Genomic DNA, 24,271 nt, shown 5'->3' with positions numbered 1-24,271 from the left:
GGGTCACTGTTGAGCGCCTTGTTAGTTGCTGCGCCATAGCTGACTTGTGAGCTAAAGTGCTAATTAGTTTTAGATTATTGATTTCACTTACGAATGCAAATGGGGCAGTTGAGAACTGAAACCCAACGCACGAAACGAACTTGGTAAAGAAGAAATGATCGTTGGTATAAATGCGCTGACGCAGAGGTGATTTTGCAAAGAATTCTGGAGATGAAGTCGACAGCCAAGTGCGCTGAACTTTGGTTATTTGGGGTGATATCTAAACCAAAGAAACCGCGCCAAAGAACTAAACAAGCACAACCACTTCAGTAAACTGCGAAAGGTGGATTCACGCACTAGACGGCCAGTGCCACTGGCGAGATAGCTGAAAGGCAGGGCGTATCAGGTGTGTTGCTAGAGCTAATAACCCTTAATATTTTCAAGATTCGTTTATTGGTTTTCGAACTTCAACTAACGCCTTAATAAGTGGCTGTAACCACTAGATTTACCGAGCCTATCAGACTCCAAGCCGAAAATGCCCAGCGTTGATAAGTCCACTTAATTAACTTGTTAGTCGGTGGCTTTGCCGTTTAATACTGATTATTGGCACAAGCCTTTGTTATTAAGAACGTTACTGGCAATTTGTAGAACCTATTTAGGCAACAACTCAACATTTGACTCGGCCAAACGAAGCGGCCTAAATTGAGCATTAACGTCATGCGATCCAGTTGCACCAAAAAACGTTGCCGGTAAAGGATAGGGCGACGAATAATGAACGAGCCTTAACCCAAAAACTTTCAAAGCTTTAGCCGACTAACGCCGCGTTAAGTAGTGAGCAACGCTAACCACCTCAACTAACCCTTGCACCGTAAACACTTAACCCAGCTTAGAATGCAAAGAATGCAAAACGCCAAGCGTTGGGAATCTGCCTTAAACGCCTTGTTAGCTGTTTGTATGCAGGAAGTCTTTGAAGCCATTCGCTATTGACTCAATTTGCCCTGCCTCAATAATAAGTGCTACTTCTGAACTCCAGAAAGGCACACGGCTTCCTGAAAACACCTTAGTTATGAGAGTAATATGACCAGTACTATCTACACTAGCTGACAGAGAGTACTCTCCTTCCAATGAAGCCCAATTTTTCTCGCCGACCCAACCTTTCCAATTGTTCGCAAGCATGGAGAAAAAATCCGATGGACTTTCACCATACGGAGGGTTGCATACTCGAATAGACGAACTCATATCGACACCAGACAGTGATAAAGAGTAGTATTCTACCCAGCCCGTTGAATCTATTTCCGGCGAATGAAACTCAATCATTATCTCATCACCATTGGTAATTTTCATATGTTACGCGACCTTTTAAAAAACAGCTAACGCTTTTTAGACGGAAACTTTCCAGATAGTCTTCCACGCTACCGCCACCTAATAATCAGGATGATTTCTATACTAAATCATTTGCTTATGCAAATCAGTGAATTAAGAATAGGTAAGCTTGCTACTCTTCACAAAATATGGAATTTTTCCGTATAACTTATTTCTAACTTAACGACAAAGAGGTTTGTACGAATTAACAGTGCTTTTTGCTTAGATGCCCACTAGGTATTTGTTGATTTAAAGATCGCCTTAACATCTTCAAGAGAGGAGGGGGCGAATACCATGAAGGAGTCGTTCTTACGTTGCAATTTACAATTATCGACTAGGTTTAGGTTGATCCAATAACCTAGATGATTTAGTTTAAAAAATCATCATTTTTAAAGAGTCACTTATGATTTTTCAACCTCTATCTCTCTGGCTACTTCTTCTTATGCCCATCAGTCGGTAGAGTTTCCCGTTTCCGGCTGTGAGTAAAACAGCCGGATGTCGTTTTCTCACAGCCTTGAACTTAGCTTTTAAAACAACGTCAAGGAAGTAATAATGAACGACGCATCGATTCCCAAACAAGGCTCGTCAGACTATCGAACAGGTATCCTTTACGCCTTAGTTGGCACACTGCTGTTTTCAATTAAGCCTGTACTTATCAAACTCGCGTATTCAGTTGGCGGTGATGCCACTTCAATCATGAGCCTTAGAGCAGCGTCTTCTCTTCCTCTCTATATCGCGATACTGCTATGGCTATGCTGGGATCCTGATAAACGTAGCAAATTAAAAAAGTATGGACTCCAAGCTGCTTTGGTTGGGGTTTTAGGGTACTACTGCGCCTCTTTGCTCGACATTCTGGCTTTGGATTTTATTTCGGCGCAGTTAGAACGTCTGCTTATTTTCATGTTTCCATCGTTTGTGGTCTTCATCAGTTGGGGCATTCTAAAAGAAGCGCCTCGCAAAGGAACACTTACATCTATTGCTTTAGGGTATGTGGGCGTAGCGATGATTGTAATGCATGATTTCAGCTCTTTTGGTCATCAAGTATGGTTAGGTAGTGCGATGGCGATAGCCTCTGCGTTGATCTTTGCCATCTACTTAGTACTGAGCAAAAAGTTCATTAGCAAAATGGGGGCGCAGCTGTTTACAAGCGTTGGTATGGGCAGCGCGGGCATCGTCATCATGGCGCAATATCAGCTTCAAGGCGCACAATTTACAGAAATGCCCAATGAGCTGATTTGGATGGGGGTAATGATTGGGGTTTTTTGTACAGTTTTGCCCTCGTATTTTGTTGCCGCTGCAATGGCGAGGTTAACCCCATCGGTTCTGAGTTTAACTAGTAACATTGGGCCCGCGGTGACGGCATTATTTGCCATTCTTCTACTGGATGAATCGTTCACACACTGGCACGGAATGGGAATGATATTGGTCGTCTATGCGGTAGTGAGGATTAACAAGAAAAATTAACCATACAGAAAAAGGTGCATACCAGCTTTTTGTCTGCCCCTTTTTCTGCCACTCTTTTTTGGAATCGCGTTAAATAGAACTACGTTTGCGTTGCTTCATTGTTTAATTACGAGCTCGGTGTAGCCGGTGTCTTCATCATGCTCACGAGAGAAGGTTAAGTTCTCATAGTGATGAATAATCAACTCCGCTGTTGTTTCTACAATATTGCCTTCCAGTAAGTGCCCACCCCAAACTTGGCCGTCTTTATCAGCCAGTGATATATGAATGTGTTGATGTTCAGGGGTGAGTGTTCCCATCACTGAAACGATTTCAAACTGCGCATTAGCCGATAGGGTCTCGTTAGCGCCAGCAAGTCTAAGGTTTATGTTAGAAAGGCAACCCACACAAGATGCGATGGTACCTGCTTGTATATTATGCTCAGCAACAATGTTGGCGATTGAATGTTTTAAATCAGCGCCCTTGGTGAGCCTGATTGCAATGGGTGTCAGCATGAGTTGGTTCCGTTAAAGACTTGAATTAAAAACAACGGTGGTTTATTTGTTTGCAGTGAGAGTATACACTGCTGCCCTCAATTTTTACGATTACAACGATAAGGAACGAAGTCATGCTCTGTTTAGCAAGCCTAATCTTCTCTGATACTTATCGTACGAATCTATCCTCTCAAGCATTCTCGACTTACCTCCCCAAATAGTCATTCCTAATTTGTGTTTTAAATGCGTTTAAGAATTGATGTTAAACATTTTTACGACCGTCGATCTTAAGTGCACCCCTAAGTAAATTTTACGGTTTACTCGCTTTACCAACGTCGCCTTCTGGAGGACATGTGTCATTATTTATCGCATCTCAAATCTTAGCGGGGATAGCGTCTCTGCTTCTCACAAAAGCATCATTTACTCGTAATGACAAGCTTATGCGGTGTTTGATGCTATTGGGTGTCATTGTGTGGAGCGTCCATAACGTTATTGTTGGCACCCCAGTTGCCGTGCTAATGGATATTCTCTTTGTTATAAGCAACCTTGTTGGTTACTACCGAGTACATATTAAAAAACCATTGTCTATTATGTGAGTAGCCGTCTAAATCTATGCTCGGTGGAGTGAGGCTAGGGGAGAAAGCAACTTTAGTTTATTTGTGCTAAGCGAACGTATACACTGCCGATCATACTCATTAAGACAACTAAAAAATTAGCGATACTACTATGAATCAAGACCAATACGATCAAGATCAAAACTATCAAGAACCTAACTACGATGATGCTTCTCATGAAGAGGAACATGACGGTGAGGAAATTGAAATCGAAGCGATTGGTATTGATGTCTCTTCTCATCCAATCGAATTATATAAAGTATTTAAAATCGCAAACTTAGTGAGTGGCGGTGGCGAAGCTAAGCACGTTATTTCTGAAGGTTATGTCGCCGTGAATGGTGAGTTAGAAACACGTAAGCGTCGTAAAATGTATGATGGTGACTTCTTTGAATTCAACCAAGAATATTACGTTGTCGTTTGCGATGCGCCAGTAACCGAACCTCAAGATAAGCAACAAAAAGAGGCCGAGAAAAAGGCCGTAGAAGAAGCGAAGAAAAAAGAGAAAAAGAAAGCTGAAAAGAAAGCAGAGAAAAAGAAAAAAGCCGAGAAAAAGGCTGCTGCAAAGAATGCGCCTCATAAGCTAAATGCAAAAGCAGAAAAGCCGAACGCGGAAGAGTCAACAGAACGCAAGAATAATAAGGGCGGTAGAGGCTCAATAGATTTCTTTTAACGCGTTATAAAGTTCAAATAGTGCCAAGCGGGTAATTCCTATTGATATCAGGCTCGGCACTATTTCTTTCCTATCAAGTAATGAACCTTCACAACGTATACGTTTTATGTTGAAAACCCTCTCATGGGCTCAAATGTCGGGTAGGTTCTATTTCTCAATTCATTAAAGTTTGATTTACATCTAGGCCACTTTTAAAATTAAGCTCTCAACAAAATAAATAGAACTATTCACATACTATAAAAAGAGCCGTCATGAAATTAGACACCGTCGATTACAACGCTGAAAATGCCGCCGAGCAATTTGTAAAGTCACTTAGAGAAACAGGGTTTGGTGTATTGAAAAATCACCCAATTCCAAAGGAGCTAGTCGAGTCTATCTATGAAAACTGGTATCAGTTTTTCTCAACAGAGCGTAAAAATGAGTTCCAATTCAACGTAGAAACACAAGACGGCTACTTCCCGCCAAGCGTGTCCGAAACTGCGAAAGGCCACAATGTAAAAGACATTAAAGAGTACTTTCATGTTTACCCTTGGGGGCAAATACCTGACGAGTTAAAAGCTCAAATCATGGATTACTACGAGCGTACGAATGCCTTTGCAGAAGAGCTACTTGGCTGGGTGGAGGCGCACGCACCAAAAGAAGTTCAAGATAAATTCTCGATTGCTTTGTCTGAAATGATCAATGGCAGTGAGAAAACATTGCTGCGTATTCTTCACTATCCACCAATGACTGGTGATGAAGAGCCTGGTGCTATTCGAGCTGCCGCGCATGAAGACATTAATTTATTGACGGTGCTTCCTGCTGCTAACGAACCTGGTTTACAAGTAAAAACCAAAGAAGGGGATTGGTTAGATGTGCCTTGTGACTTTGGTAACTTAATCATTAACATTGGCGACATGCTTCAAGAGGCGTCTGGTGGTTACTTTCCAAGTACGACTCACCGCGTTGTTAACCCAACAGGCGAACGTCAAGAGCACTCTAGAATCTCACTACCGTTGTTTTTACACCCTAAGCCGGAAGTGGTGTTATCAGAACGTCACACTGCAGACAGTTACTTAATGGAACGCTTACGTGAGCTTGGTGTGATTTAAAAGACTTCAAGCAAAAAGAAAAAAGCTAATTACTAGGCATGAAGCTGATAGTTTCATGCCTTTAATCGCGATCCAATCGGATGCAAGGATGTAATTAATTCAAACGCTAGAGTCTTTCAATTTACCTCGGTTAACCGTTACTTGATGGCGGATTAACGAACCAGATCTATCTTACGATCTTTATAGAAATACTCTTTATCGTGCTCGCCTATCTCTCGTAATACTCGACAAGGGTTCCCCACCGCAACGACGTTAGATGGGATATCTTTTGTCACCACGCTGCCAGCGCCGATAACCGTATTTTCACCAATGGTAACGCCGGGAAGAACCACTGAGTTGGCACCAATCCACACATTTTTTCCAATGGTCACTGGAATATTAAATTGAGCAATCTCTTGTCTTAGCTCAGGGTCGATTGGGTGTCCTGCTGTAGCAATGGTTACGTTAGGGCCAATCATGACGTGATCACCAATATAGATATGCGTGTCATCTACCAAGGTCAGATTGAAGTTGGCGTATACACAATTTCCTAAATGGGTGTGTTTGCCCCAGTTTGCTTGAAGAGGGGGCTCGATATAGCAATCCTTTCCAACTTCCGCAAAAAGCTCGGTCATAATTTCTTGTCGCTTAGCGCCTTCTGTTGGCCTTGTATGATTAAAGTCATACAGTCTATCTAGACATTGTGTCTGTTCATTGAAAAGGTTTTCATCGTTGCAAAAATAGACGTTTTGACTGTGTAATTTGTCCTTGCTGTCCATATTTTTCCCCGCGGCATCAATTGACTATAGGTTAAGTTTTAGTGTGTTTATCCTGCGAGATGTCAAAATTTAACTCAAGTGATCTCAGTTGTTTATGCTAAGCAGGCTACAATTTCATTTAGATTTGGTATTGAGGTTTTGAGTAATGAAAATGTATTTACGTATGGGGTTAGCGTTACTTCCACTATTCGTTCAAAGCAGTGCACTGGCGTGGAGCGCAGTGAAGGTCTCAAGTGGCTTAGCCATACCTTGGGGGCTTGCGTATGTCGACGAAACCACCATGCTCGTGACTGAGAGAAATGGAGGGGTTAAGCAGGTAAACCTTGTCACTGGAGAACACCAATTATTGCTAAACGTTCCTAACGTTTGGGCCAAAGGGCAGGGCGGCTTACTCGATATCACCATGTCTCCCTTTGAAGCGAATCAAGTCTATATTACCTACAGCAAAGATGTGGATGGAGAAGGGGTGACGACACTCGCTCAAGCAAGTTACCACAATGGAAAGCTGACGAACTGGCGAGATTTATTGGTGTCTGAGTCACGCACTGATACAGGAAGGCACTTTGGCAGTCGCATCGCGTTTGATGCTAACAGTGTATATTTTTCCATTGGTGATCGAGGCGAGAGAGAGAACGGTCAAAACACGCTTACTCATGCTGGGGCGATTTTGCGAGTTAACCCAGACGGTACAACACCAAAAGACAACCCTTATGTGAACGATAATGCTGTATTAGATGAGATCTGGAGCTACGGTCATCGTAATCCACAAGGTCTGTTTTTTGATACTAAGACACAAGACTTATGGTCGATTGAACATGGCCCGCGCGGTGGCGATGAGATCAATCTGATTAAAAAAGGGGCGAACTATGGTTGGCCAGAAATCTCTTTTGGCAAGGAGTACTGGGGGCCGATTCAAGTAGGAGAACCCATTGAAAAAGAGGGAATTGAAGCGCCCGTTAAAATTTACGTTCCATCCATCGCCCCTGGAAGCTTAGTTCTGTATCGAGGTGAGAAATTTCCTGAACTTGATGGAAAACTGCTGTCAGGTGCATTGAAGCTAACCCATATCAATATCGTCACGCTCAATGAGCAAGGGAATGCGATTTCTGAAGAGCGAATCTTGTCTGAGCTAGGTGAGCGTATTCGTGATATTGAAATCTCCGATTCAGGCGATATTTATTTCAGTACCGATCATGGAAATCTATACAAACTAAAGCGTTAGTTGATATCCCTAAGCATTCTATGTATATTCGCGAATCTAAATACAAATGATTTGCATTAGGGATTACAAATGAGACTCAAGGCTGGGCTTCTAATCGTCGGCGCTATCGCGTCATTCTTTTCATTAACCACTACCGCTATTGCAGCAAACTTAGTCGAGGTAACCCATCGATTAGGTGTGACGACGGTAGAGTCAGAACCCGAAAGAGTAGTTGTTATAGGGTTAGGGGCGTTAGATGCCCTAGACAGCTTTGGTATCGATCCAGTCGCCATCTCAAAAGCGGCAACATTACCTGGCTATTTGAGCAAATATAAATCTGATCAGTACGTGTCTTCAGGCAGTTTGTTTGAGCCTGACTTTGAAGCTATTTTCACGCAGAAGCCAGACGTCATTCTCGTTGGCGCTCGTGGTGCAAGCAGCTACGAAGAACTCAGTAAAATAGCCCCTACAATCGTTTTCGCAACTGAAGCAGACCAAGGCTATTGGAAAAGCACTCAGCAGCAGTGGCGCAACCTTGGTAAAGTATTCAATATCTCAGATAAAGTAGAGCAGAAGATCGATGCACTCGATCAACAGTTCAATGCCATTCGCAATCATAACCAAGACAATAGTGTTGATGCGCTTACTGTGATGAGTTCAGGCGGCAACATCACTACCTTTGGTGAAAATTCTCGCTTCTCTGCGATTTATAAAGATTTTGGATTTAATGAAACTGTTCAGGGCATCAAACAAACCCGTCATGGCGATTTAATCTCTTATGAATTCATCGGTAAAACCAACCCATCTACCTTGCTCATTATCGATAAAGACAAGTTGGTGAACAAAGGTAAAAGTAATACTCAGGCTGAATTTGAAAATGAGCTAGTTCAAGCGACGAATGCCTACAAAAATGGCCATATGACTTACCTCGACATCAATGCCTGGTATCTCTCTATTGCGGGTGTGACAGCGACAGAGCAGATGGTTGTGGATGTGAAAAATTCCATCGGTCTTAATTAAGATTTCGGTTCAAGCAGAGGTTAGCTGTGAAAAGGTTATTGCTTGGTATGGTGCTGCTGAGTGCGCTCTCACTGTTTGTTGGGGTGGGCGACTTAAGTGTTAACTCACTGGTTAACGGAGGTTCGGAAGCGTGGGAATTGCTTATCTTAAGCCGTCTTCCTAGGCTTCTGGCGATTTTACTCGCGGGTGCAGGGCTTAGTATTGCGGGTCTTATTATGCAGCAGATCAGTCAAAACCGATTTGCAGCTCCTTCAACCTCAGGAACGATTGAATGTGCAATGCTAGGCTATGTGCTTAGCCTTGTGTTATTTGGCGATGGTAACAATATCTTATTGATATTTACGACCGCCATGCTTGGCACCTTAGTGTTTATTCAATTTATCCAGCGTATTCAATTTAAGAACGCCATTTTTGTTCCGCTTATCGGTATTATTTTTGGTAATGTTGTTGAGTCCGTAGCGAGTTTTATCGCCTATAAGTATGACGCCGTACAAAATATGTCTGGTTGGGCGGTAGCGAACTTTGCCAACATTCTGCAAGGTGATTTTGAACTGCTCTACATTGCACTTCCTGTCGCCATTTTTAGCTACCTTTATGCGGCTCGAATCTCGGCGGTAGGTATCGGTAAAGACTTTGCTGTGAATCTGGGTTTGAATTATCAGCAGGTCGTCGTGATAGGCGTAATACTCGTCTCGGTTATGTCTGCAACGGTGGTCATGATTGTCGGCCAACTTCCGTTTCTCGGCTTAATCGTACCGAACTTAGTAAGCCATTATTTTGGGGATAACCTGAGAAAGAACATTCCACTGACCGCAATTCTTGGCGCAATTGTTGTGTTGGTGTGTGATTTGGCAAGCCGAGTGATCATTTTTCCTTATGAAATTCCGATCTCAATGATCATCAGCATACTTGGTGGTGGTGTGTTTAGCGCGTTGATTCTGCGAGGTCAAAAAAATGCAGGATAGAACTAAACTCATACTACTGATACTGTTTTGTGTACTCTTTGCTGGCCTATTTATCGGGCTTGGATTAACAGCGGATAACTACCAATACTTCTTGTCACGCCGAGTGCCAAAGGTAGTCGCCATGGTATTAGCAGGCGTTGCCATTGCCCAGTCGTCCTTAGCGTTTCAAACTATCACCAATAACCGTATTTTGACACCAAGCATCATGGGTTTTGATTCGCTTTATATGCTGACACAAGTGTTTGTCATCGCCATGTTTGGTGGATTTAGCGTATTGGTTCTAAATGCCTACGTTAATTTTGCCTTGTCTGTTGTCATCATGCTCGGATTCTCGCTGCTGTTGTTTTCATTCTACTTCAGAAGCGAGAGGCATAACCTCATTGCTCTTTTGTTACTAGGGGTGATACTTGGGCAGCTGTTTTCCAATATCTCATCATTTCTAATCATGCTGATGGACCCCAATGATTTTGCGTCTGTGCAATCGAGTATGTTTGCCAGCTTTAACAATATTAAGGTTGAGTTGGTTTATCCATGCGTGCCTTTGCTGTCATTGGTCTGTGTGAGCTTATATCGCATGCATTATCAGCTCGATGTGTTCTGGTTAGATAAAGACAACGCAATCAGTTTGGGTGTGGATGTCAGAAAAGTCACGATGCGAGTATTGGTTCTGTCAGCGGTACTGATTGCCATTTCGACCGCACTTATTGGCCCAATTATGTTCTTCGGAATTTTGGTAACGAACTTAACCAGAGAGTTGTTCCACACATACAAACACAGCGTTTTGCTGGTGGCTTGTTCGCTTTCTGCTGTGGGGGCTTTACTCAGCGGGCAATGGGTTGTTGAGAACGTATTTAGCTTCTCTACCACGTTAAGCGTGGTGATTAATTTTATTGGCGGTATCTACTTCCTTTCAATGCTGCTTCGTAACAAAGTGACTTAAACACGATGATTCAATTAGAAAAACTGACCAAGGTATTTGGTGATAACAGAGTTGTTGATACGGCCAGTGCCGAATTTGAAAAAGGCAAAGTAACCTCCATCATTGGCCCTAATGGAGCAGGGAAAAGTACCTTGCTCTCTATGGCAAGCCGATTAGTCTCGAAAGATCAGGGCCTGGTCTTTGTCGACTGCAAAGAGATTGCTGAATGGGACACTAAAGAGTTGGCAAAGAAGTTGGCCGTGTTGAGGCAATCAAACAACGTCACTATGCGCTTTACTGTGCGAGAAATGGTCTCTTTTGGTCGCTTTCCTTATTCTCAGGGCAAGCTGACCAATGAAGATGAAGGGGTCATCGAACGTGCTATTGAGTATTTAGATCTTACCGCGATTCAACACAAATATTTAGATGAGCTCAGTGGCGGGCAAAGACAGCTTGCTTACATCGCCATGGTTATCGCTCAAGACACCGATTATGTGTTTCTTGATGAGCCCCTGAACAATCTAGACATTAAACACTCGTTACAGATCATGCGTAATATTCAAAAGCTAGCTCACGAAATGAAAAAAGCAGTGGTCGTGGTGATTCATGACATCAACTTTGCTGCCTGTTATTCCGATATTATTATCGCGCTTAAACAGGGAAAAGTCGTCGCGAATGGCAGGGTAGAAGAGGTTATTCAAGCGGATGTGTTGGCTGAAATCTATGAAACGCCATTTAACATCGTTGAAGTGAACGGGCAGAGGATGTGCACCTACTATTAGACTGTGTATTTGAACGGAGTCACTAAAAATGGTGAAAGACAGTAACGAAAAACAGTAGATAAAGGCACCAAGCTTTCCGTTATGATAAACGATCAAAAGTCGGTGCCTTTGTTAGCGCCATGATTTAGAGTTCTGGTTAGCTAATATCATCAAGTAAGCGTTCCAGTTCACGCGTTGAACGCACGATAATTAACGATTTATTTTCTGAGTTTTCTTCTAATTTTGCTACCAAGTCTGCGTTCCAAAACTTAGGGCTCAGTCTTAACATTTTGTAGCTAGCAAAGCTCCCCTTTAAAACTGAACTTCCTTCTGGCCACCCCTCAGGTTTCACCAATACACCTTTTAATAGCCTCTTAGTCACAAACCAATAGCTGATAACGTAAGGAAGGTCGATATAGATCAACGTGTCGGCCGCTTCAAGTCGCTCGTAGAAAGAGCTAATTGGGCCAAACCCATCGATGATCCAGCTCTCTGAAGAGGTGATTTCTTGGTGCGTTTTATCGTAGGTTTTACGGTCGACTAACTCCCCATTGGCTTTGTAGATAATCGAGTCTAATTGATGTAACTGAATGCTGGTTTGGGCTGCTAACTTTTTGCTAAACGTAGACTTACCGCTGCCTGGTTTGCCAAATACCGCTATTTTCCTCATGTGACCTCCTAGAGCTAAGAATAAACCCATGAGACAGAGAGAGGAAACCCGCCTCTTGGGCGGGTTTGAGTAATATTTAACGCATCAACAATCCCACCATTCTTATAGAATGATGATAATTCGTTGTTGTGATTGCGTGCGATTTGCTTTCATCGTTTTATCCTGCGGGATGTGTGTTAGCAAGTCAACCGTCAAGTTGGTCAAAAATTCCACGACTCTGTGTTTTTCAATTCTGACAACAACGGCTGTGCATTAAATTGAGAGTGCAGTTCTAAAATAATCAGCATTTGAAGAGACCTTCCATTTCTACTTTAATCCAAGTGGTACTATCAACTTATTGCTGAAGGCTTATTCATTAACAATATCTCTCACTGACAGGTGGAAAAGAGTATGCACCCTTGGATTAAAAGGACACAAGCAGCATTGGTACCTCTTGCTAATGCTGAAAACGCCCAGTTTATGAAATCCTATTTACGGGATCAGTTTGAATTCTATGGTATTCAATCTGGCCCTCGTAGAGCGGCATTAAAGGCGTTGTTTTCCAAAGATGAAGTGCCTTCTATTGAAGAGCTCCCTGAGATTATTGATGAGCTTTGGGCGATGCCTGAGCGTGAGTTTCAATTGGTTGCGGTTGATCTTCTGATCAAGTTAAAGAAACAATTACCGGTATCGATGTTGCCCGATTTAGAGCGCTGGATAACGACGCATTCATGGTGGGACACGGTTGATATGTTGGCCACACACATAGCGAGCAGCTTTTTTCTTCGCTACCCACAAGAGACGTCTGAGTATATAGAGCGTTGGCGTCACTCTGAGAATATCTGGCTAAGGCGTACGGCGCTGCTGTATCAATTGAAATTCAAACAAGACACCGATACCGAACTCTTGTTCGCTTTAATCAAAGAGAATCAGGAAGACAAAGAGTTTTTCATTCAAAAAGCGATAGGTTGGGTGCTGAGAGAGTATTCCAAGACCGATGCCAATGCCGTTATCGATTTCATCAACACTCAAAACATTCAAGGTTTGGCGCAACGAGAAGGGCTAAAGTGGCTCAAAAAAGAGGGGCGTGTTTAACTCAAATATTCGATCGAATAGGCTCTTGAGCACCCATAGAATGATGTAGGGAAGAGAGCCTAATCGATACACGTGAGTTAATCAGATAAAGCAGAAGCGACCAATTTGGGGTATTGCTGCATAAACAGTATGAACTCATTCTCTAAGCTGTTAGTGGCGGGAGCTTTTCCTTGAACAACGTTGGCGAAATGTTGGTGCTCTTGATTTATCGGTTCTATCTGACCTTTAACAAGTAATACTAGGTACTTTCCCGCATAACTAATCAGGTGTTTAGTTTCAGCACTGTATTCACTGCTTAATACAACATCGAAACCGCCTTCTTTCAGGATCTTCATATGTGAATCTGGGAATGCACTTTCTACTGTCGCCATCGTTTCTAGAAGGTGACTGATCATATCCTGATTCTCAAGAATACTAGTATGAGTGCTATTAAAACCAAACTGACGATTTAAGCACCCAAATGAGCCGTACACCTATAGCTGATTATTATGTATGTTAGCAGTAGGTTTGGGTTTACTAATAATATACGCTGCTTAGAAATTATTGGTGTCCTATTTTTGAACCATTGCGTGGGTTGTGATGAGAAGCGGTAAAACAGAGTCACTGGTTTGAATTCAATCATGCCAATATGAGTTAACAAAGCCAAAAAGTGGCAAGTAGGTTAATATAACTGAGCAATGTTTTAACCATGGAAAAGTTGATGTCCCACTCGTTGAACGAATGTATTGTTCCTATGTACCCAACCATTCAAGCACTCGATGTGAACGCCCTTGAAGCAGGCGAGCACAAGTTTTGGTTTGCTGTAGCGACCGATGCGATTGGTCACCCTCAAACACTCGCCGTTCGTGTGTTTAAAGGAAAAAAAACGGGTAAACGAATCATGATTACAGCGGGTATTCATGGTGACGAGCAAAATGGCATTTTAACCGCGCAACAATTAGCAAGAAGTCTGGTTGATACTGATCTAGCTGGAACCGTGACGATTGTACCAACAGTAAACTTGTCGGGTATTGCACGTCATAGTCGCGATTTCCATTCCGCAGCCCCTGATAGTTCATCGGCTAATCTAAACCGAAGCTTTCCCGGTAGTGCAACCGGAGATGACGCCAGTCGTTATGCCAATAGCTTGTGGGAAAACCTATTAAAGCCGAACGCTGATTTGGCTATTGATCTACACTCTCAAACCAGCGGTTCAACTTACCCATTGTATGCCTTTGCAGATTACCGTTTGGAAGACTCTATACGTATGGCGAGACTGATTAATCCTGATGTGATTTTGAATGATCCCGGTGACCCAGGGATTCTTGAAACGGTTTATAACCGCGCGGGTATCCCGTCGATAACGATTGAAGTCGGGGTTGGGCGCTATACAGACTTGAAAATGGTCGACCGCGCTACTCATGGTATTCTCAATATTCTGAAATCCTACGAACTAATAACCGGAAGCGTTGAAATCAATGATACTCAATGTGTTGAAGGTAGCGAGATTATCAGTGTTAGAGCAAAACAGGGAGGCTTTGTTATTTGTCAGGTTGCACTGCTAGACAAGGTTATTGAGGGGCAAATTCTCGCGAAACAATACAACAGTTTTGGTGATGAAGTGGAGACCTATACGGCTCCTGTTAATGGCACGGTGATTAGTCACAACGTTGAGTCGGTTCGCGCACCAGGTTCACTAGTCGTGAGGCTGATACGTTAGCCGCTTTCTCTTTTACTTAGTCAAGTCATCAATAATAGGGCATTGGCTGTCTGCATTTCCTGGGCACGCTGATACCCAGTTTTCGAGCTGATTTTTTATCTCGGTGAGCTCGTCAATTTTCATTTGAATCTCATCAAGCTTCTCTTTTGTTTTTGATTTGACTTCGCTGCTTTTGCGATTTGGATTTTGGGCGAGTTGGACTAATTCTTTGCATTCCAGCAGTGAAAATCCTGCGTTTTTAGCTCGTGCTATTAAGCTCAGCTCTTGCACGTTTTTAGAAGAATATTCTCGGTAACCTGATTCGCTTCGAATGGGTGCACTAATGATCCCTTTCTCTTCATACAAGCGGATAGATTTGCTTGATAAACCAGTGCGCTTTGAAACGGTACCTATATTCATGTTGTGCCTCAGTCTTATTTGTAATCACTCTAGAGTTTGGCATAAGTGGTTGGCGGGCGGCCAAAGGTCTTTTTAAACGCGTGAGTGAAATTGGCAGGGTGTTGATATCCCGCTTCATACGCTGCTTCCGTTACACTGACTAAACCTTGCTCTAAGTGTTGTTTTGCGATTTCAAGCCGACGATATCGAATGTAGCTGTTCACTGTCAAACCAAATTGCTGTTTAAATTTCCTTTGAAGATTCGATACGCTCATAGAAAATCGTAACGCGACATTCTCCAATGATAATGGATGGTCGAGCTGAGATTCGATAAAGCCAATGATCTCTTCGACACGGCTATCAACCTTTCCTGGAGCATTGTCCTTTTTCGAAGGCTTCTGAATTGGATTCGATTGCATACATAACGTGAATTGACACAAAAGCGTAGAGAGGAGTGAGTAGGAAAGGCTTTCAAATTCCAGTTTTTGCTTAAACGTCATCGGAAGACCACATTTAATAATCTGTTTAGCCAGTTTTGTTGCTTCAGAACCAATCGTTAGTTGTGAGTGATTTTTATGCACCTGTAGAAATTGACTAAAAGGGCACTTATCGCCTAAACGTGCTTTTATCCATTGAGGCTCAAAGACCAAATTAAGCTTGAGTATATTATGCCCTTTCCGAATATGACGACGAAAGTTGGCGGGTTTGGTTAAATTGACCATGACAGCTTTCGCTCTATGCTCTTTCACCGACAAGGGGCTATCACTGTGTCGCTCAGATTGCTCAACGTCGAAAGAGGTATCGAGATCAAAGCTCAAGTCGTCGTAGGCAAATTCAAGCTGTCCTTCAAGCAGAATGGTGATGATCATCGATTTGGGCGCTACAGAGATGATATTGGAGTTTATTAACTCATGGCTGTCGCCTCCATGGATCGTAAATCCATTACCACAGTCATAGGAGACAAAATGTCCCTCGACGAGGGAAGAACTGTTTTTCTCACCTCTGCTGACGATGAACTGCTTTTCTGTATCTTCTATTTTCTCCGTCAATGCAATCTTTCTGATTTTCGCTTTCTGGTTTTTATCATGGGCACGGCGCTTTGTGTTTGATCTGTTAGTGGGATTTTTAGTCATATACGATTTTCCATAAGCAGTGTGTGATTTTGCATAACTCATTTACCTTTCCGATAATAGAAATGGAATCTATCATTCTTGCGAATTATTATCATTTGCATTTAGGAAAGGTTACATGGAAAAGTTCCAGTTTTATCCTCAAAGAAAGTCACTTGTTTCTCTCGCTATTGGTCTCGCACTATCAAATACGGCGCTTGCAGAAGACGTTTATCACCTTGAAGAAGTTGTTGTTTGGGGAACTAAAGTCTCAAGTAGCTCGGAGTCGATTGGTGCAGATGATATGTCGCTAAAACAAGCGGATCATATGTCTGATCTGTTACGTGATATTCCAGGTGTGGATGTTGGCGGAACGCATTCGCTCAATCAGCGCATCAATATTCGTGGGTTAAACGAAACGAATCTAGATATTCGATTAGATGGCGCTTCTCAACATGCCAATATGTTTCATCACATTGGTAACTTAACACTGAACCCTGACATATTGAAGTCTGTGGATATCCAAGTTGGTAACAACTCTGTGACTCAAGGTGGCTTGGGCGGAGCTGTCTATTTCGAAACGAAGAATGCGACCGATTTACTTCGTTACGGTGAAACGTTTGGTGCGCGAGTGTTTGGTGGTTACGCTTCTAACGACAGCCAACAAGGCTCAATGACTGTTTATGGAATGTTGGGTGAGAAAGTGGATGCCATGGTTTATGGTCACTTAGTCAGTCGTGACAACTTTAAAGACGGGAATGGTGACGAAAGCTTTGGTGCCGCTGGGGACGTATACAATGTCATGGCGAAATTCGGCTTTGAACCCTCAGAGAATCATCGCTTTGAGTTTGCTTACGATCTTTATAACGATGAAGGTGACTATAACCCGCGTCCTGATCTTAATGGGAATGCCAACGAAGAAATATCTGGCGAATTACTGCTACCTACCGTCTATAAACGGAACACCGTAACACTAAGCTACAAGCTTGATACCGAACAACATAAAGGAAAGGTTGCGCTCTATTCGACAGAAACAGAGATAGAGCGAGATGAGAGCCAAACTGGTTGGGCAAGGCATCAACGAGAGTCAGTGAACACGGCAAATAACAATAACACGGGTCTTAATGCGACATTCCAATCTGACTTTGTGGTTGCGGACTTAGATACCGAATTGACCTATGGTCTCGATTACATGGATAAGTCGAGTAGTAGCGCTTACGGTGGCGTTGAGTTCATGGATGAATCAGCGATATCAACCGCGGTATTTGTAGAGGAGAAGGTTTATCTTGTTGATAGTTGGTCCGTCACGGGCGGACTTCGTTATGATGACTATCAGCGTAAAGCAGAAACCGGTACGCACGATTTTGATGAATTAACGTGGTCATTGGGTACGCATTGGGACATCAATAAAAACTGGGCAGTATTCGCAAACTCTCGCAGTTTATTCAAAGGCCCTGAACTTCTGGAAACATTTGTTCGTTATCAAGATGTGACTTACCTTGCTGACGATATCAAAGCGGAAACGGGTCTGAATTCGCAAGCAGGCTTTAGCTATAACAATCGTGAAGGTCAGCATCGTTACGGCGTAAACTTCACAGCATTCCAAACCAATATTGATGACTATATTGTCGAGACGTGGGCATCAGATTACAGCACGCTTGCAATGGAAAACAGTGGAGACATTGAGATCCGAGGTTTTGAGTTGAGCACTACTTATGGGTATGAACAGTTGGCAGCCAAGCTTTCGTATTCCAAGTCTGACAGTAAATATACCGATTCAGGCTTACCTGTGGACGATGGTAATGGTCGAAGCTTAGATGTGGGTGACAGCATTGCGGTAACGTTAGATTATCATTCAGACTCATTAAATACGCTGTTTGGTTGGACATCGATAGTGGTACTTGAAGAAGATAACGTATTTGAAGGTAATGATGTGAAAGAGAGCTATAACGTTCATAACCTCTATGCACAATGGCTGCCTTCTCAGATCGATAACTTATCGGTGACGTTCGGTATCGATAACCTGTTTGATGAAGCTTATGTTTCTCATGCGTCTAGAAGTGGTACTGCGGGTAGAAACGCAACGCAAACCGATGATTATGAACCTGGCCGCAATTACAAGTTGTCTGCTGCTTACCAATTTTAATCTCACCTCTTACTAGCGGTTTATCGTTAGTTTCAAACTAGGCTCGCTCAGTTATTGATCATTGAACTGAGTGAGCCGATATACTTTCCTACGCTAACTCAACGATACAAAACGAATTATTATGACCATGGAAAACTCAACTGACTCAGTGCAACAATCCGTATCATTACTCGATTGTGATGAACTTCGATTTGTTGCAAAAGCGACAATTCAATCTCAACACGCAAGCAATTACATCACTGTTTTATGCCGACACTTTGCTCGCAAAGTAGACGCTAAATGGGACGAGACAAATGGCATAGTGAATTTTCCTGTTGGAGTTACCTCCATGAATGCCAATGTGGAGGAAAATGAGCTCACGTTTGTGTGTGCTTCTATGAGTGCCGAGCAACTAGAACATCAAAAATCAATCATCTCTCAACATATGGATACCTACTCGAGAAGAGAGCAGTTAGATATAAAATGGAGAGCTGTTTAGTTTCTATGTTGCTTGGTTTTTGCACATCTTGTTTTACTTTATTCAACTATTTTTTAGTCGCTCTAATACTTACGGCTTACTCAAATGTGGCGTACATTTAGTATAAACCCTAGAAAAACACTGCTACATGTAGGTGTTCTAACAATGGGTGATGATATATTTCGTGACTAAAATAAAAACTCAACTTGAGCTAGATCAATTTAAATTGCATGTTTAGCAATAAAGTTTAAAACAAAGTTGAAACATTAAAAAATTATTGAATAATAGAGGCACATAAAAATTGAAGCGTTGGCTTCGTCTCTCAGCCCGAAACAGGATACATATTAAATGTCGAACTCGTTTGTTCTAGTCATCAACTCTGGAAGTTCATCTTTAAAGTTTGCTGTTATTGATGCAAATAGTGGTGATGATATCGTCACAGGTCTTGGTGAGTGCTTTGGAATGCCTGAAGCGGTTATCAGCTGGAAATACAATGGCGAAAAAACAGAAGAGGCAATCACTGCTCCTGATAGTCATCATCAGCATGCCATCGACCGTATTGTCGCCCTCGTTGATACACTAGGTTTCAATAAAGACATCGTTGCTGTAGGACATCGTATTGTTCACGGCGGAGAGAAATTTACTTCAACAATTCGCATTGATGAAGAAGTACTTGCTGAAATTGAGAGCTTGTCTGATCTTGCTCCGCTCCACAACCCAGCCGGTGCTATTGGTATTGAAGCGGCGATGAAGGCTTTCCCAAGCCTTCCACAATTCGCCGTCTTCGATACAGCATTCCACCAAACAATGCCTCAAAAAGCGTTCACTGGTGCGGTTTCAAATGAACTATACAAAGAGTACGGGATTCGTCGCTACGGATTCCACGGTACAAGCCACTACTTTGTAAGTCGTGAAGCGGCAAAAATGCTTGATAAGCCAGTAGAAGAAGCGAGCTTTATTTCAGTACACCTTGGTAACGGTGCTTCTGTTTGTGCGATTGAAAACGGCGAATCTGTTGACACGTCAATGGGCTTCACGCCGCTTGCTGGCCTAATGATGGGTACTCGCTCTGGCGATTTAGATCCAGGCATTATTGAGTTCCTAATGAAGAAAGGTTGGAGCCAAGAGAAAGTCTTCGACACGCTAAACAAGAAATCAGGTTTCTTGGGTGTTTCTGGCCTAACGTCTGATGCTCGTGGCATTTTAGAAGCGATGGAAGACGGCCATGAAGGCGCGAAACTCGCGTTCGAAGTGTTCACTTACCGCGTTGCGAAATACATCGGTTCATATATGATTCCACTCAGCCACTTAGATGCAATCATCTTTACGGGTGGCATTGGCGAGAACTCACTACCGATTCGTCGTGAAATCTTGAAGAACCTAAACCTTCTAGGCTTTGTTGAAGATGAAAAAGGCAATGAAGACGCACGTTTTGGCGCTGCAGGTATCATCGCTAAATCTGAAGTTCTAGGTGCTGTGGCAATGGTAATTCCTACCAATGAAGAGTTCGTTATTGCTCAGCAGTCGGTAGAACTTCTGTAACAAGCTAGATTTAGTTAGCAAAAGGCCGAACCTTGAAAGAGGATCGGCCTTTTTTGTTGTTTCGGCAATGACTGTCAGTTAATAAAATAGATTAGAGGTCAAACTCATAAAGTCGCCCGTCAAGGTCGGGAACGTAGAGCTTGTCGTTAAAAATAGAAGGGCTACCAAAGACGCCACCGGTAACATAGCCATCAATTTTTTGTGGGGTATATTGGTGGGTAGCGGTGCCTGTTTTCGCATCTATGGATAGAAAGCCGGGATTCACATCATTCCAATACCCTTTAGCGCCAGTCGAGCCAATGAATATTTGTGATTGATGATAAAAAGGTTTGCCCCAAGTCCAACCGAGAGTTGGAGAACTCCAGATCTCTTTACCAGTGTTTATGTCTATCTTAAGAACTCTTTTAGAGTCAGAACTTCCGATATAGAAAACACCCCGTTCATCACTTTGCGTGGCGCTAGATTCGACCCAAGAACGATCGACAAATCGATATCTCCATTTTTCTTCTCCAGATTGCGCATCAAGAGCATAAAGTGAGGTGTCTCGAGAGCCGATAATCACCTTACCTTCAATCACTGCTGGGGAAGAGTTGATGATTCCATTTGTATAGAACAGCCATTTTTGTTTGCCTGTATTCGCATCAATAGCGTAGACGCCATAATCAAAGGATCCCACGTATAACAAACCATCAGAATAAGCGGGTGTGGAACGTATGATACTGCCTGTTTTAAACTTCCATACAACCTCGCCACTCTTGGCTGAAATTGCGTATAGGTGACTATCGCCGCTACCAACGTAAATGGTTTCATTGATGATTAAAGGAGACGATTTATAGAAGTCATATCGATAAGGAGCTGTTTTAGCAGGCTCTATACGTTCAACATCACCGTCATTGAGGGAGCTTTTCCATTTGAGCTCTCCGGCTTTTTTTGAAAGGGAATAGAGGTAACCATCGTCACTGGAAAAGTAAACAGAGTCACTATCGATGGCAGCTGTTGAACGCACTTTACCCTTGGTTTTAAATGCCCAAAGTAGTGATTTGGTATCAACATTAACGGCGTAAACATGCTCATCGTCACTACCAAAAAAGGCGATACCTTCATCAATAATAATTGAAGACCATATTGAACCGTTTGTTTCAAAATGCCAGTCGCTATTTAGTGGGGTGGGTACATTATCTTGTGCGGAACTGCTTATTCCCCATAATATGAGAAAGCTAGTAAGCAGAGTAATTCCAAACTTTTTAACCATTGGGCGTCCCTCTATTTAGTAGTAAAAATCGAATTAGTAGTAATTAGTCTAAATTACAAGATCAGTCACAATGAAATAAAGCGCATAATATGGATGATTCGAGTGCATTCACAATGGAAATGGTTTTGTTGCAATGGGGTTGTCTGGAGCTATGAAAGTTGGTGGAGCCGATGACCACGGCTCTACCAGTTTCCTTATTAACAAGCATTGTAAAATAAGACGTTATTACGGTATGTCTCTTGGATTCTACTCACTTGTCTTGATTAAGGTTGAGAGTAAAGTTAAGGCGATATTGACTTACAAGCCTGAAATATTGCTTGTTTATTGAGGGCACACCATTGATTTTAGCTGTAGCGTATTTTGAAATAATCTTGAGTCGGTCATCGTATTGATCATTGACTGAGTGGGTAAGCAATCGTCATCGACGTAATCCACATAATCAGACGCTGAATCGAATATTAAAATATCCAGTGCCAAACGATCCAATCCGTATAAACCTCGGTGGATCATATCTGCTGAAAACACCAACAAGTCGCCCGCAGAAAGCGCAATTTTCTTACCGCCAGAGAGACTATCGCTGCTTACTTTACCATTCTCTTCTTGGCGAACATTGTACTCTTCTTCGTTATCCCACCGTTTGTGCGTTCCAGGGATTATCTCCATACCGGGCTCATCAAATAAAGGAAGTCTAAGGTGTAATACTTGTGTTTCTGATATCACTTTCATTTGGTCATCAATATCATAGTCGTATTGACAATCACGGTGCCAAAAGTCTTTTTGTTTCGGGTTCACTGGGTTGAAGAACAGCTGGGTATTCATGAACGCAGGGTTGTTGGGTATCACCGCATCGACCACTTCCATGACTTTCTTCGAGCTGATGAAGTTAAAAAGCACGGTTCTATCTTCGGGGGATAGATATTCACTTCCCGTAATTAAAGAGGAATTAAACGCTTCGGTTTCATAAAACTCTTCATTGTCTGCTTTCCATAATTCATGGAATTTCAACACCACATTTCTTAGCGATGATATTTGAGTTTCATTGAAATAATTTCTGATAACAAAGTAACCGTCGTTGTCGTAACGGTTACTTAATTGTTGACTGCTTTCTACCACGGACTACCTTCACATACTGTACTGCTAACTGAGCATGGACATTCATTTACTCATGATGCCAGATTGGCGTTATTCAATACAGAGATTAAAACTTCGTTACGGCCAGTTCCCTGCTGTGGATTGGAAGTGTTGAGTGGTTAGCTAATGAATCGAACTATGATTGAACTCAATGACAAACCAGGCGGCTTTTTCTAAGCTGGCGTTGTTAATTCCTGTTCTGTTGTACGTTATGAGCCAAATTGATATTAGTAAGAAAATAGCTGGATTTACCTCGATAGAGCAGGCGCTAGAGTATTTTGATATTAGCTTCGATAGCCACTTTATTGATGAATATCGAATTCCATTGACCAAACGTTTCAACGGGTACCTTATTCTAGAAAAACCAGATGATTGGTTCTCTGCTCGTCGAGCACTTAAAAATGCCTACTGTAAAATTCAGCGCGGGCGCTTGGATAAAAGCACCCGTTCGGCTTGTCGCGGTTGTACATCGTGCCAGCGACGTTAGTGATTATTTGCTTCGCCCCTGAATTGGTTTAATTCGGAAATATGCTCAGGGTGGATCCCGCAACATCCCCCAATGATAGATGCCCCAGACTCAAGCCACTGCTTAGCAAACTCTAAATATTGCACAGGAGAGAGGTCATCGCGAATTGCAGATAAACCATCATTCGCTAAATGATCATCTTCTATCGGAGTAAAGCCATTCGCGTACGCCCCAAGCTCGATGTTGGCTTGATTTTGCTTAAAGACCTTTCTGCTGTTTAAGATGGCATTACCCATTACTTCGGGGCGAGAGCAGTTAAACAAAAGCGCTTTCGCATTACTCGTGAAAACGGCTTCGGCAACTTTTTCTATCTCTTCGCCAGAACGTAATTGAGCGGGTGACTCTAAACTGTCCTTTAAAGTAAAAGCGTAGTAAACAGGCTTGTCGGTATTAGAAAGCAGCGTAGAGACTAGGTTGAACTCTTCAATTGAGCTGATTGTTTCAACAATCCATAAGTCAACAAAAGGAGATTGAGCTTCTATCAAGGCTTCTAATATTGGTTTTGCTTGTTCTCTATTAAATAGATCTGGTCGATAAGAACCCAGTGCTGGTGGTAATGCTCCTGCGACTTTTACATTCGAGTTGGAGATTGCGACTTCTTGAGCAAGTTTCGCAGCGATGGTTGCTAGCGCTTTCCCTTGCGTTTCAAAACGCTCATTTCCTAAATGAAACGGTACACACGCATAACTGTTTACGGTAATCACATCACAGCCGGCATCGATAAATCGTTGATGCGCCTGTTTAACATGTTGTGGCGATTCAATAAGAGCTTGAGCGCTCCATAACGGTTGAGAAAAGGGGGCACCCATACGTTTTAATTCACGGCCCATGCCACCGTCTAAAAGAGTGAACATCGTAGTACTTCCAATTGATTCTTTTTCAGCAACATTACTACGGAACTTCTGGCTTGTACATGCGAGCTTAATAAGGCTCTTTAGGTTCACGTCTATTAATATGAACTCAGGATGTATAATAATCAGCAGCAATAATAACAATGATTGAGGAGGGCGATA

25 protein-coding genes are annotated in these 24,271 nt (G+C 42.5%); 15 read left to right on the top strand and 10 right to left on the bottom strand.

Annotation, left to right across the window (positions count from 1 at the left end; translation table 11 throughout):
• Positions 1-921: 921 nt before the first annotated feature.
• A complete protein-coding gene (locus tag KP803_RS21645) occupies positions 922-1,323 on the bottom strand; it encodes a DUF6228 family protein (protein ID WP_248010929.1) in 402 nt (133 codons plus the stop codon).
• Between the two features lie 570 nt (positions 1,324-1,893).
• On the opposite strand from KP803_RS21645, the gene KP803_RS21640 reads away from it, so the two are divergent.
• A complete protein-coding gene (locus KP803_RS21640) occupies positions 1,894-2,805 on the top strand; it encodes a DMT family transporter (RefSeq protein WP_248010928.1) in 912 nt (303 codons plus the stop codon).
• 95 nt (positions 2,806-2,900) lie between these two features.
• Here the strand turns inward: KP803_RS21640 and KP803_RS21635 are convergent, their stop codons facing one another.
• Positions 2,901-3,296 (bottom strand): PPC domain-containing DNA-binding protein, encoded by a 396-nt coding sequence (locus tag KP803_RS21635; protein WP_248010927.1) that lies wholly within the window; start codon positions 3,294-3,296, stop codon positions 2,901-2,903.
• 332 nt (positions 3,297-3,628) lie between these two features.
• On the opposite strand from KP803_RS21635, the gene KP803_RS21630 reads away from it, so the two are divergent.
• From KP803_RS21630 to KP803_RS21620, 3 genes are all read left to right on the top strand, one after another.
• Complete coding sequence (locus tag KP803_RS21630) at positions 3,629-3,871, top strand: YgjV family protein (protein ID WP_248010926.1); 243 nt, start codon at positions 3,629-3,631, stop codon at positions 3,869-3,871.
• A 130-nt stretch (positions 3,872-4,001) separates the two neighbouring features.
• On the top strand, positions 4,002-4,559 hold the full coding sequence (locus KP803_RS21625) for an RNA-binding S4 domain-containing protein (RefSeq protein ID WP_248010925.1): 558 nt from the start codon (positions 4,002-4,004) through the stop codon (positions 4,557-4,559).
• 251 nt (positions 4,560-4,810) lie between these two features.
• The gene (locus tag KP803_RS21620; protein WP_248010924.1) at positions 4,811-5,650 is read left to right on the top strand and encodes an isopenicillin N synthase family dioxygenase; all 840 of its coding nucleotides are present in this window, start codon (positions 4,811-4,813) and stop codon (positions 5,648-5,650) included.
• 152 nt (positions 5,651-5,802) lie between these two features.
• Here KP803_RS21620 and KP803_RS21615 read toward each other — a convergent pair whose 3' ends face one another.
• Positions 5,803-6,408, bottom strand: coding sequence for a sugar O-acetyltransferase (locus KP803_RS21615; RefSeq protein WP_248010923.1), 606 nt, complete (start codon positions 6,406-6,408; stop codon positions 5,803-5,805).
• 151 nt (positions 6,409-6,559) lie between these two features.
• Here KP803_RS21615 and KP803_RS21610 point away from each other — a divergent pair, with 151 nt between their 5' ends.
• From KP803_RS21610 to vctC, 5 genes are all read left to right on the top strand, one after another.
• A complete protein-coding gene (locus tag KP803_RS21610) occupies positions 6,560-7,630 on the top strand; it encodes a PQQ-dependent sugar dehydrogenase (RefSeq protein WP_427916980.1) in 1,071 nt (356 codons plus the stop codon).
• Between the two features lie 69 nt (positions 7,631-7,699).
• Positions 7,700-8,629: a siderophore ABC transporter substrate-binding protein gene (locus KP803_RS21605; protein WP_248010921.1), complete on the top strand. Its 930-nt coding sequence runs from the start codon at positions 7,700-7,702 to the stop codon at positions 8,627-8,629.
• 26 nt (positions 8,630-8,655) lie between these two features.
• Positions 8,656-9,594, top strand: a complete 939-nt coding sequence (gene vctD, locus KP803_RS21600; RefSeq protein WP_248010920.1) for an ABC transporter permease — start codon at positions 8,656-8,658, stop codon at positions 9,592-9,594.
• Entirely contained in the window at positions 9,584-10,534 is a 951-nt protein-coding gene (gene vctG, locus KP803_RS21595; protein WP_248010919.1) for an iron chelate uptake ABC transporter family permease subunit, read from the top strand. The genes vctD and vctG overlap by 11 nt, the downstream gene beginning before the upstream one ends.
• Before the next feature lie 5 nt (positions 10,535-10,539).
• Positions 10,540-11,295 (top strand): iron ABC transporter ATP-binding protein, encoded by a 756-nt coding sequence (gene vctC / locus KP803_RS21590; RefSeq protein WP_248010918.1) that lies wholly within the window; start codon positions 10,540-10,542, stop codon positions 11,293-11,295.
• Between the two features lie 136 nt (positions 11,296-11,431).
• On the opposite strand, the gene KP803_RS21585 is transcribed toward vctC, so the two are convergent.
• Positions 11,432-11,944: a P-loop NTPase family protein gene (locus KP803_RS21585; RefSeq protein WP_248010917.1), complete on the bottom strand. Its 513-nt coding sequence runs from the start codon at positions 11,942-11,944 to the stop codon at positions 11,432-11,434.
• Between the two features lie 390 nt (positions 11,945-12,334).
• Between KP803_RS21585 and KP803_RS21580 the strand changes: the two genes are divergently transcribed.
• Positions 12,335-13,018, top strand: a complete 684-nt coding sequence (locus KP803_RS21580) for a DNA alkylation repair protein (RefSeq protein ID WP_248010916.1) — start codon at positions 12,335-12,337, stop codon at positions 13,016-13,018.
• A 77-nt stretch (positions 13,019-13,095) separates the two neighbouring features.
• Here KP803_RS21580 and KP803_RS21575 read toward each other — a convergent pair whose 3' ends face one another.
• The gene (locus KP803_RS21575; RefSeq protein ID WP_248010915.1) at positions 13,096-13,413 is read right to left on the bottom strand and encodes a DUF413 domain-containing protein; all 318 of its coding nucleotides are present in this window, start codon (positions 13,411-13,413) and stop codon (positions 13,096-13,098) included.
• Between the two features lie 305 nt (positions 13,414-13,718).
• On the opposite strand from KP803_RS21575, the gene KP803_RS21570 reads away from it, so the two are divergent.
• Positions 13,719-14,717, top strand: coding sequence for a succinylglutamate desuccinylase/aspartoacylase family protein (locus KP803_RS21570; RefSeq protein ID WP_248010914.1), 999 nt, complete (start codon positions 13,719-13,721; stop codon positions 14,715-14,717).
• Positions 14,718-14,729: 12 nt separating this feature from the next.
• Here KP803_RS21570 and cueR read toward each other — a convergent pair whose 3' ends face one another.
• Positions 14,730-15,116, bottom strand: coding sequence for a Cu(I)-responsive transcriptional regulator (gene cueR, locus KP803_RS21565; protein ID WP_248010913.1), 387 nt, complete (start codon positions 15,114-15,116; stop codon positions 14,730-14,732).
• Positions 15,117-15,145: 29 nt separating this feature from the next.
• Complete coding sequence (locus KP803_RS21560; RefSeq protein WP_248010912.1) at positions 15,146-16,228, bottom strand: AraC family transcriptional regulator; 1,083 nt, start codon at positions 16,226-16,228, stop codon at positions 15,146-15,148.
• 115 nt (positions 16,229-16,343) lie between these two features.
• On the opposite strand from KP803_RS21560, the gene KP803_RS21555 reads away from it, so the two are divergent.
• The 3 genes from KP803_RS21555 (at position 16,344) to KP803_RS21545 (ending at position 20,349) form a co-directional block, all read left to right on the top strand.
• Positions 16,344-18,350, top strand: a complete 2,007-nt coding sequence (locus KP803_RS21555; protein ID WP_248010911.1) for a TonB-dependent siderophore receptor — start codon at positions 16,344-16,346, stop codon at positions 18,348-18,350.
• Positions 18,351-18,471: 121 nt separating this feature from the next.
• Positions 18,472-18,828, top strand: a complete 357-nt coding sequence (locus tag KP803_RS21550) for a DUF2218 domain-containing protein (protein ID WP_248010910.1) — start codon at positions 18,472-18,474, stop codon at positions 18,826-18,828.
• Positions 18,829-19,155: 327 nt separating this feature from the next.
• On the top strand, positions 19,156-20,349 hold the full coding sequence (locus tag KP803_RS21545; protein WP_248010909.1) for an acetate/propionate family kinase: 1,194 nt from the start codon (positions 19,156-19,158) through the stop codon (positions 20,347-20,349).
• 91 nt (positions 20,350-20,440) lie between these two features.
• On the opposite strand, the gene KP803_RS21540 is transcribed toward KP803_RS21545, so the two are convergent.
• Together KP803_RS21540 and KP803_RS21535 are read right to left on the bottom strand one after the other, a co-directional pair.
• On the bottom strand, positions 20,441-21,601 hold the full coding sequence (locus KP803_RS21540) for a PQQ-binding-like beta-propeller repeat protein (RefSeq protein ID WP_248010908.1): 1,161 nt from the start codon (positions 21,599-21,601) through the stop codon (positions 20,441-20,443).
• A gap of 321 nt (positions 21,602-21,922) precedes the next feature.
• The gene (locus tag KP803_RS21535) at positions 21,923-22,714 is read right to left on the bottom strand and encodes a phytanoyl-CoA dioxygenase family protein (protein WP_248010907.1); all 792 of its coding nucleotides are present in this window, start codon (positions 22,712-22,714) and stop codon (positions 21,923-21,925) included.
• A 229-nt stretch (positions 22,715-22,943) separates the two neighbouring features.
• On the opposite strand from KP803_RS21535, the gene KP803_RS21530 reads away from it, so the two are divergent.
• Positions 22,944-23,219 (top strand): nitrogenase-stabilizing/protective protein NifW, encoded by a 276-nt coding sequence (locus KP803_RS21530; RefSeq protein WP_248010931.1) that lies wholly within the window; start codon positions 22,944-22,946, stop codon positions 23,217-23,219.
• Here KP803_RS21530 and KP803_RS21525 read toward each other — a convergent pair.
• Positions 23,216-24,112: a homocysteine S-methyltransferase family protein gene (locus KP803_RS21525; RefSeq protein ID WP_248010930.1), complete on the bottom strand. Its 897-nt coding sequence runs from the start codon at positions 24,110-24,112 to the stop codon at positions 23,216-23,218. The genes KP803_RS21530 and KP803_RS21525 overlap by 4 nt on opposite strands.
• Positions 24,113-24,271 lie beyond the last annotated feature (159 nt).

It is taken from the genome of Vibrio amylolyticus (genome assembly GCF_023145695.1).
GTDB classification, from domain to species: Bacteria; Pseudomonadota; Gammaproteobacteria; order Enterobacterales; family Vibrionaceae; genus Vibrio; species Vibrio amylolyticus.
This window is presented reverse-complemented; position numbering and strand designations above follow the sequence as displayed.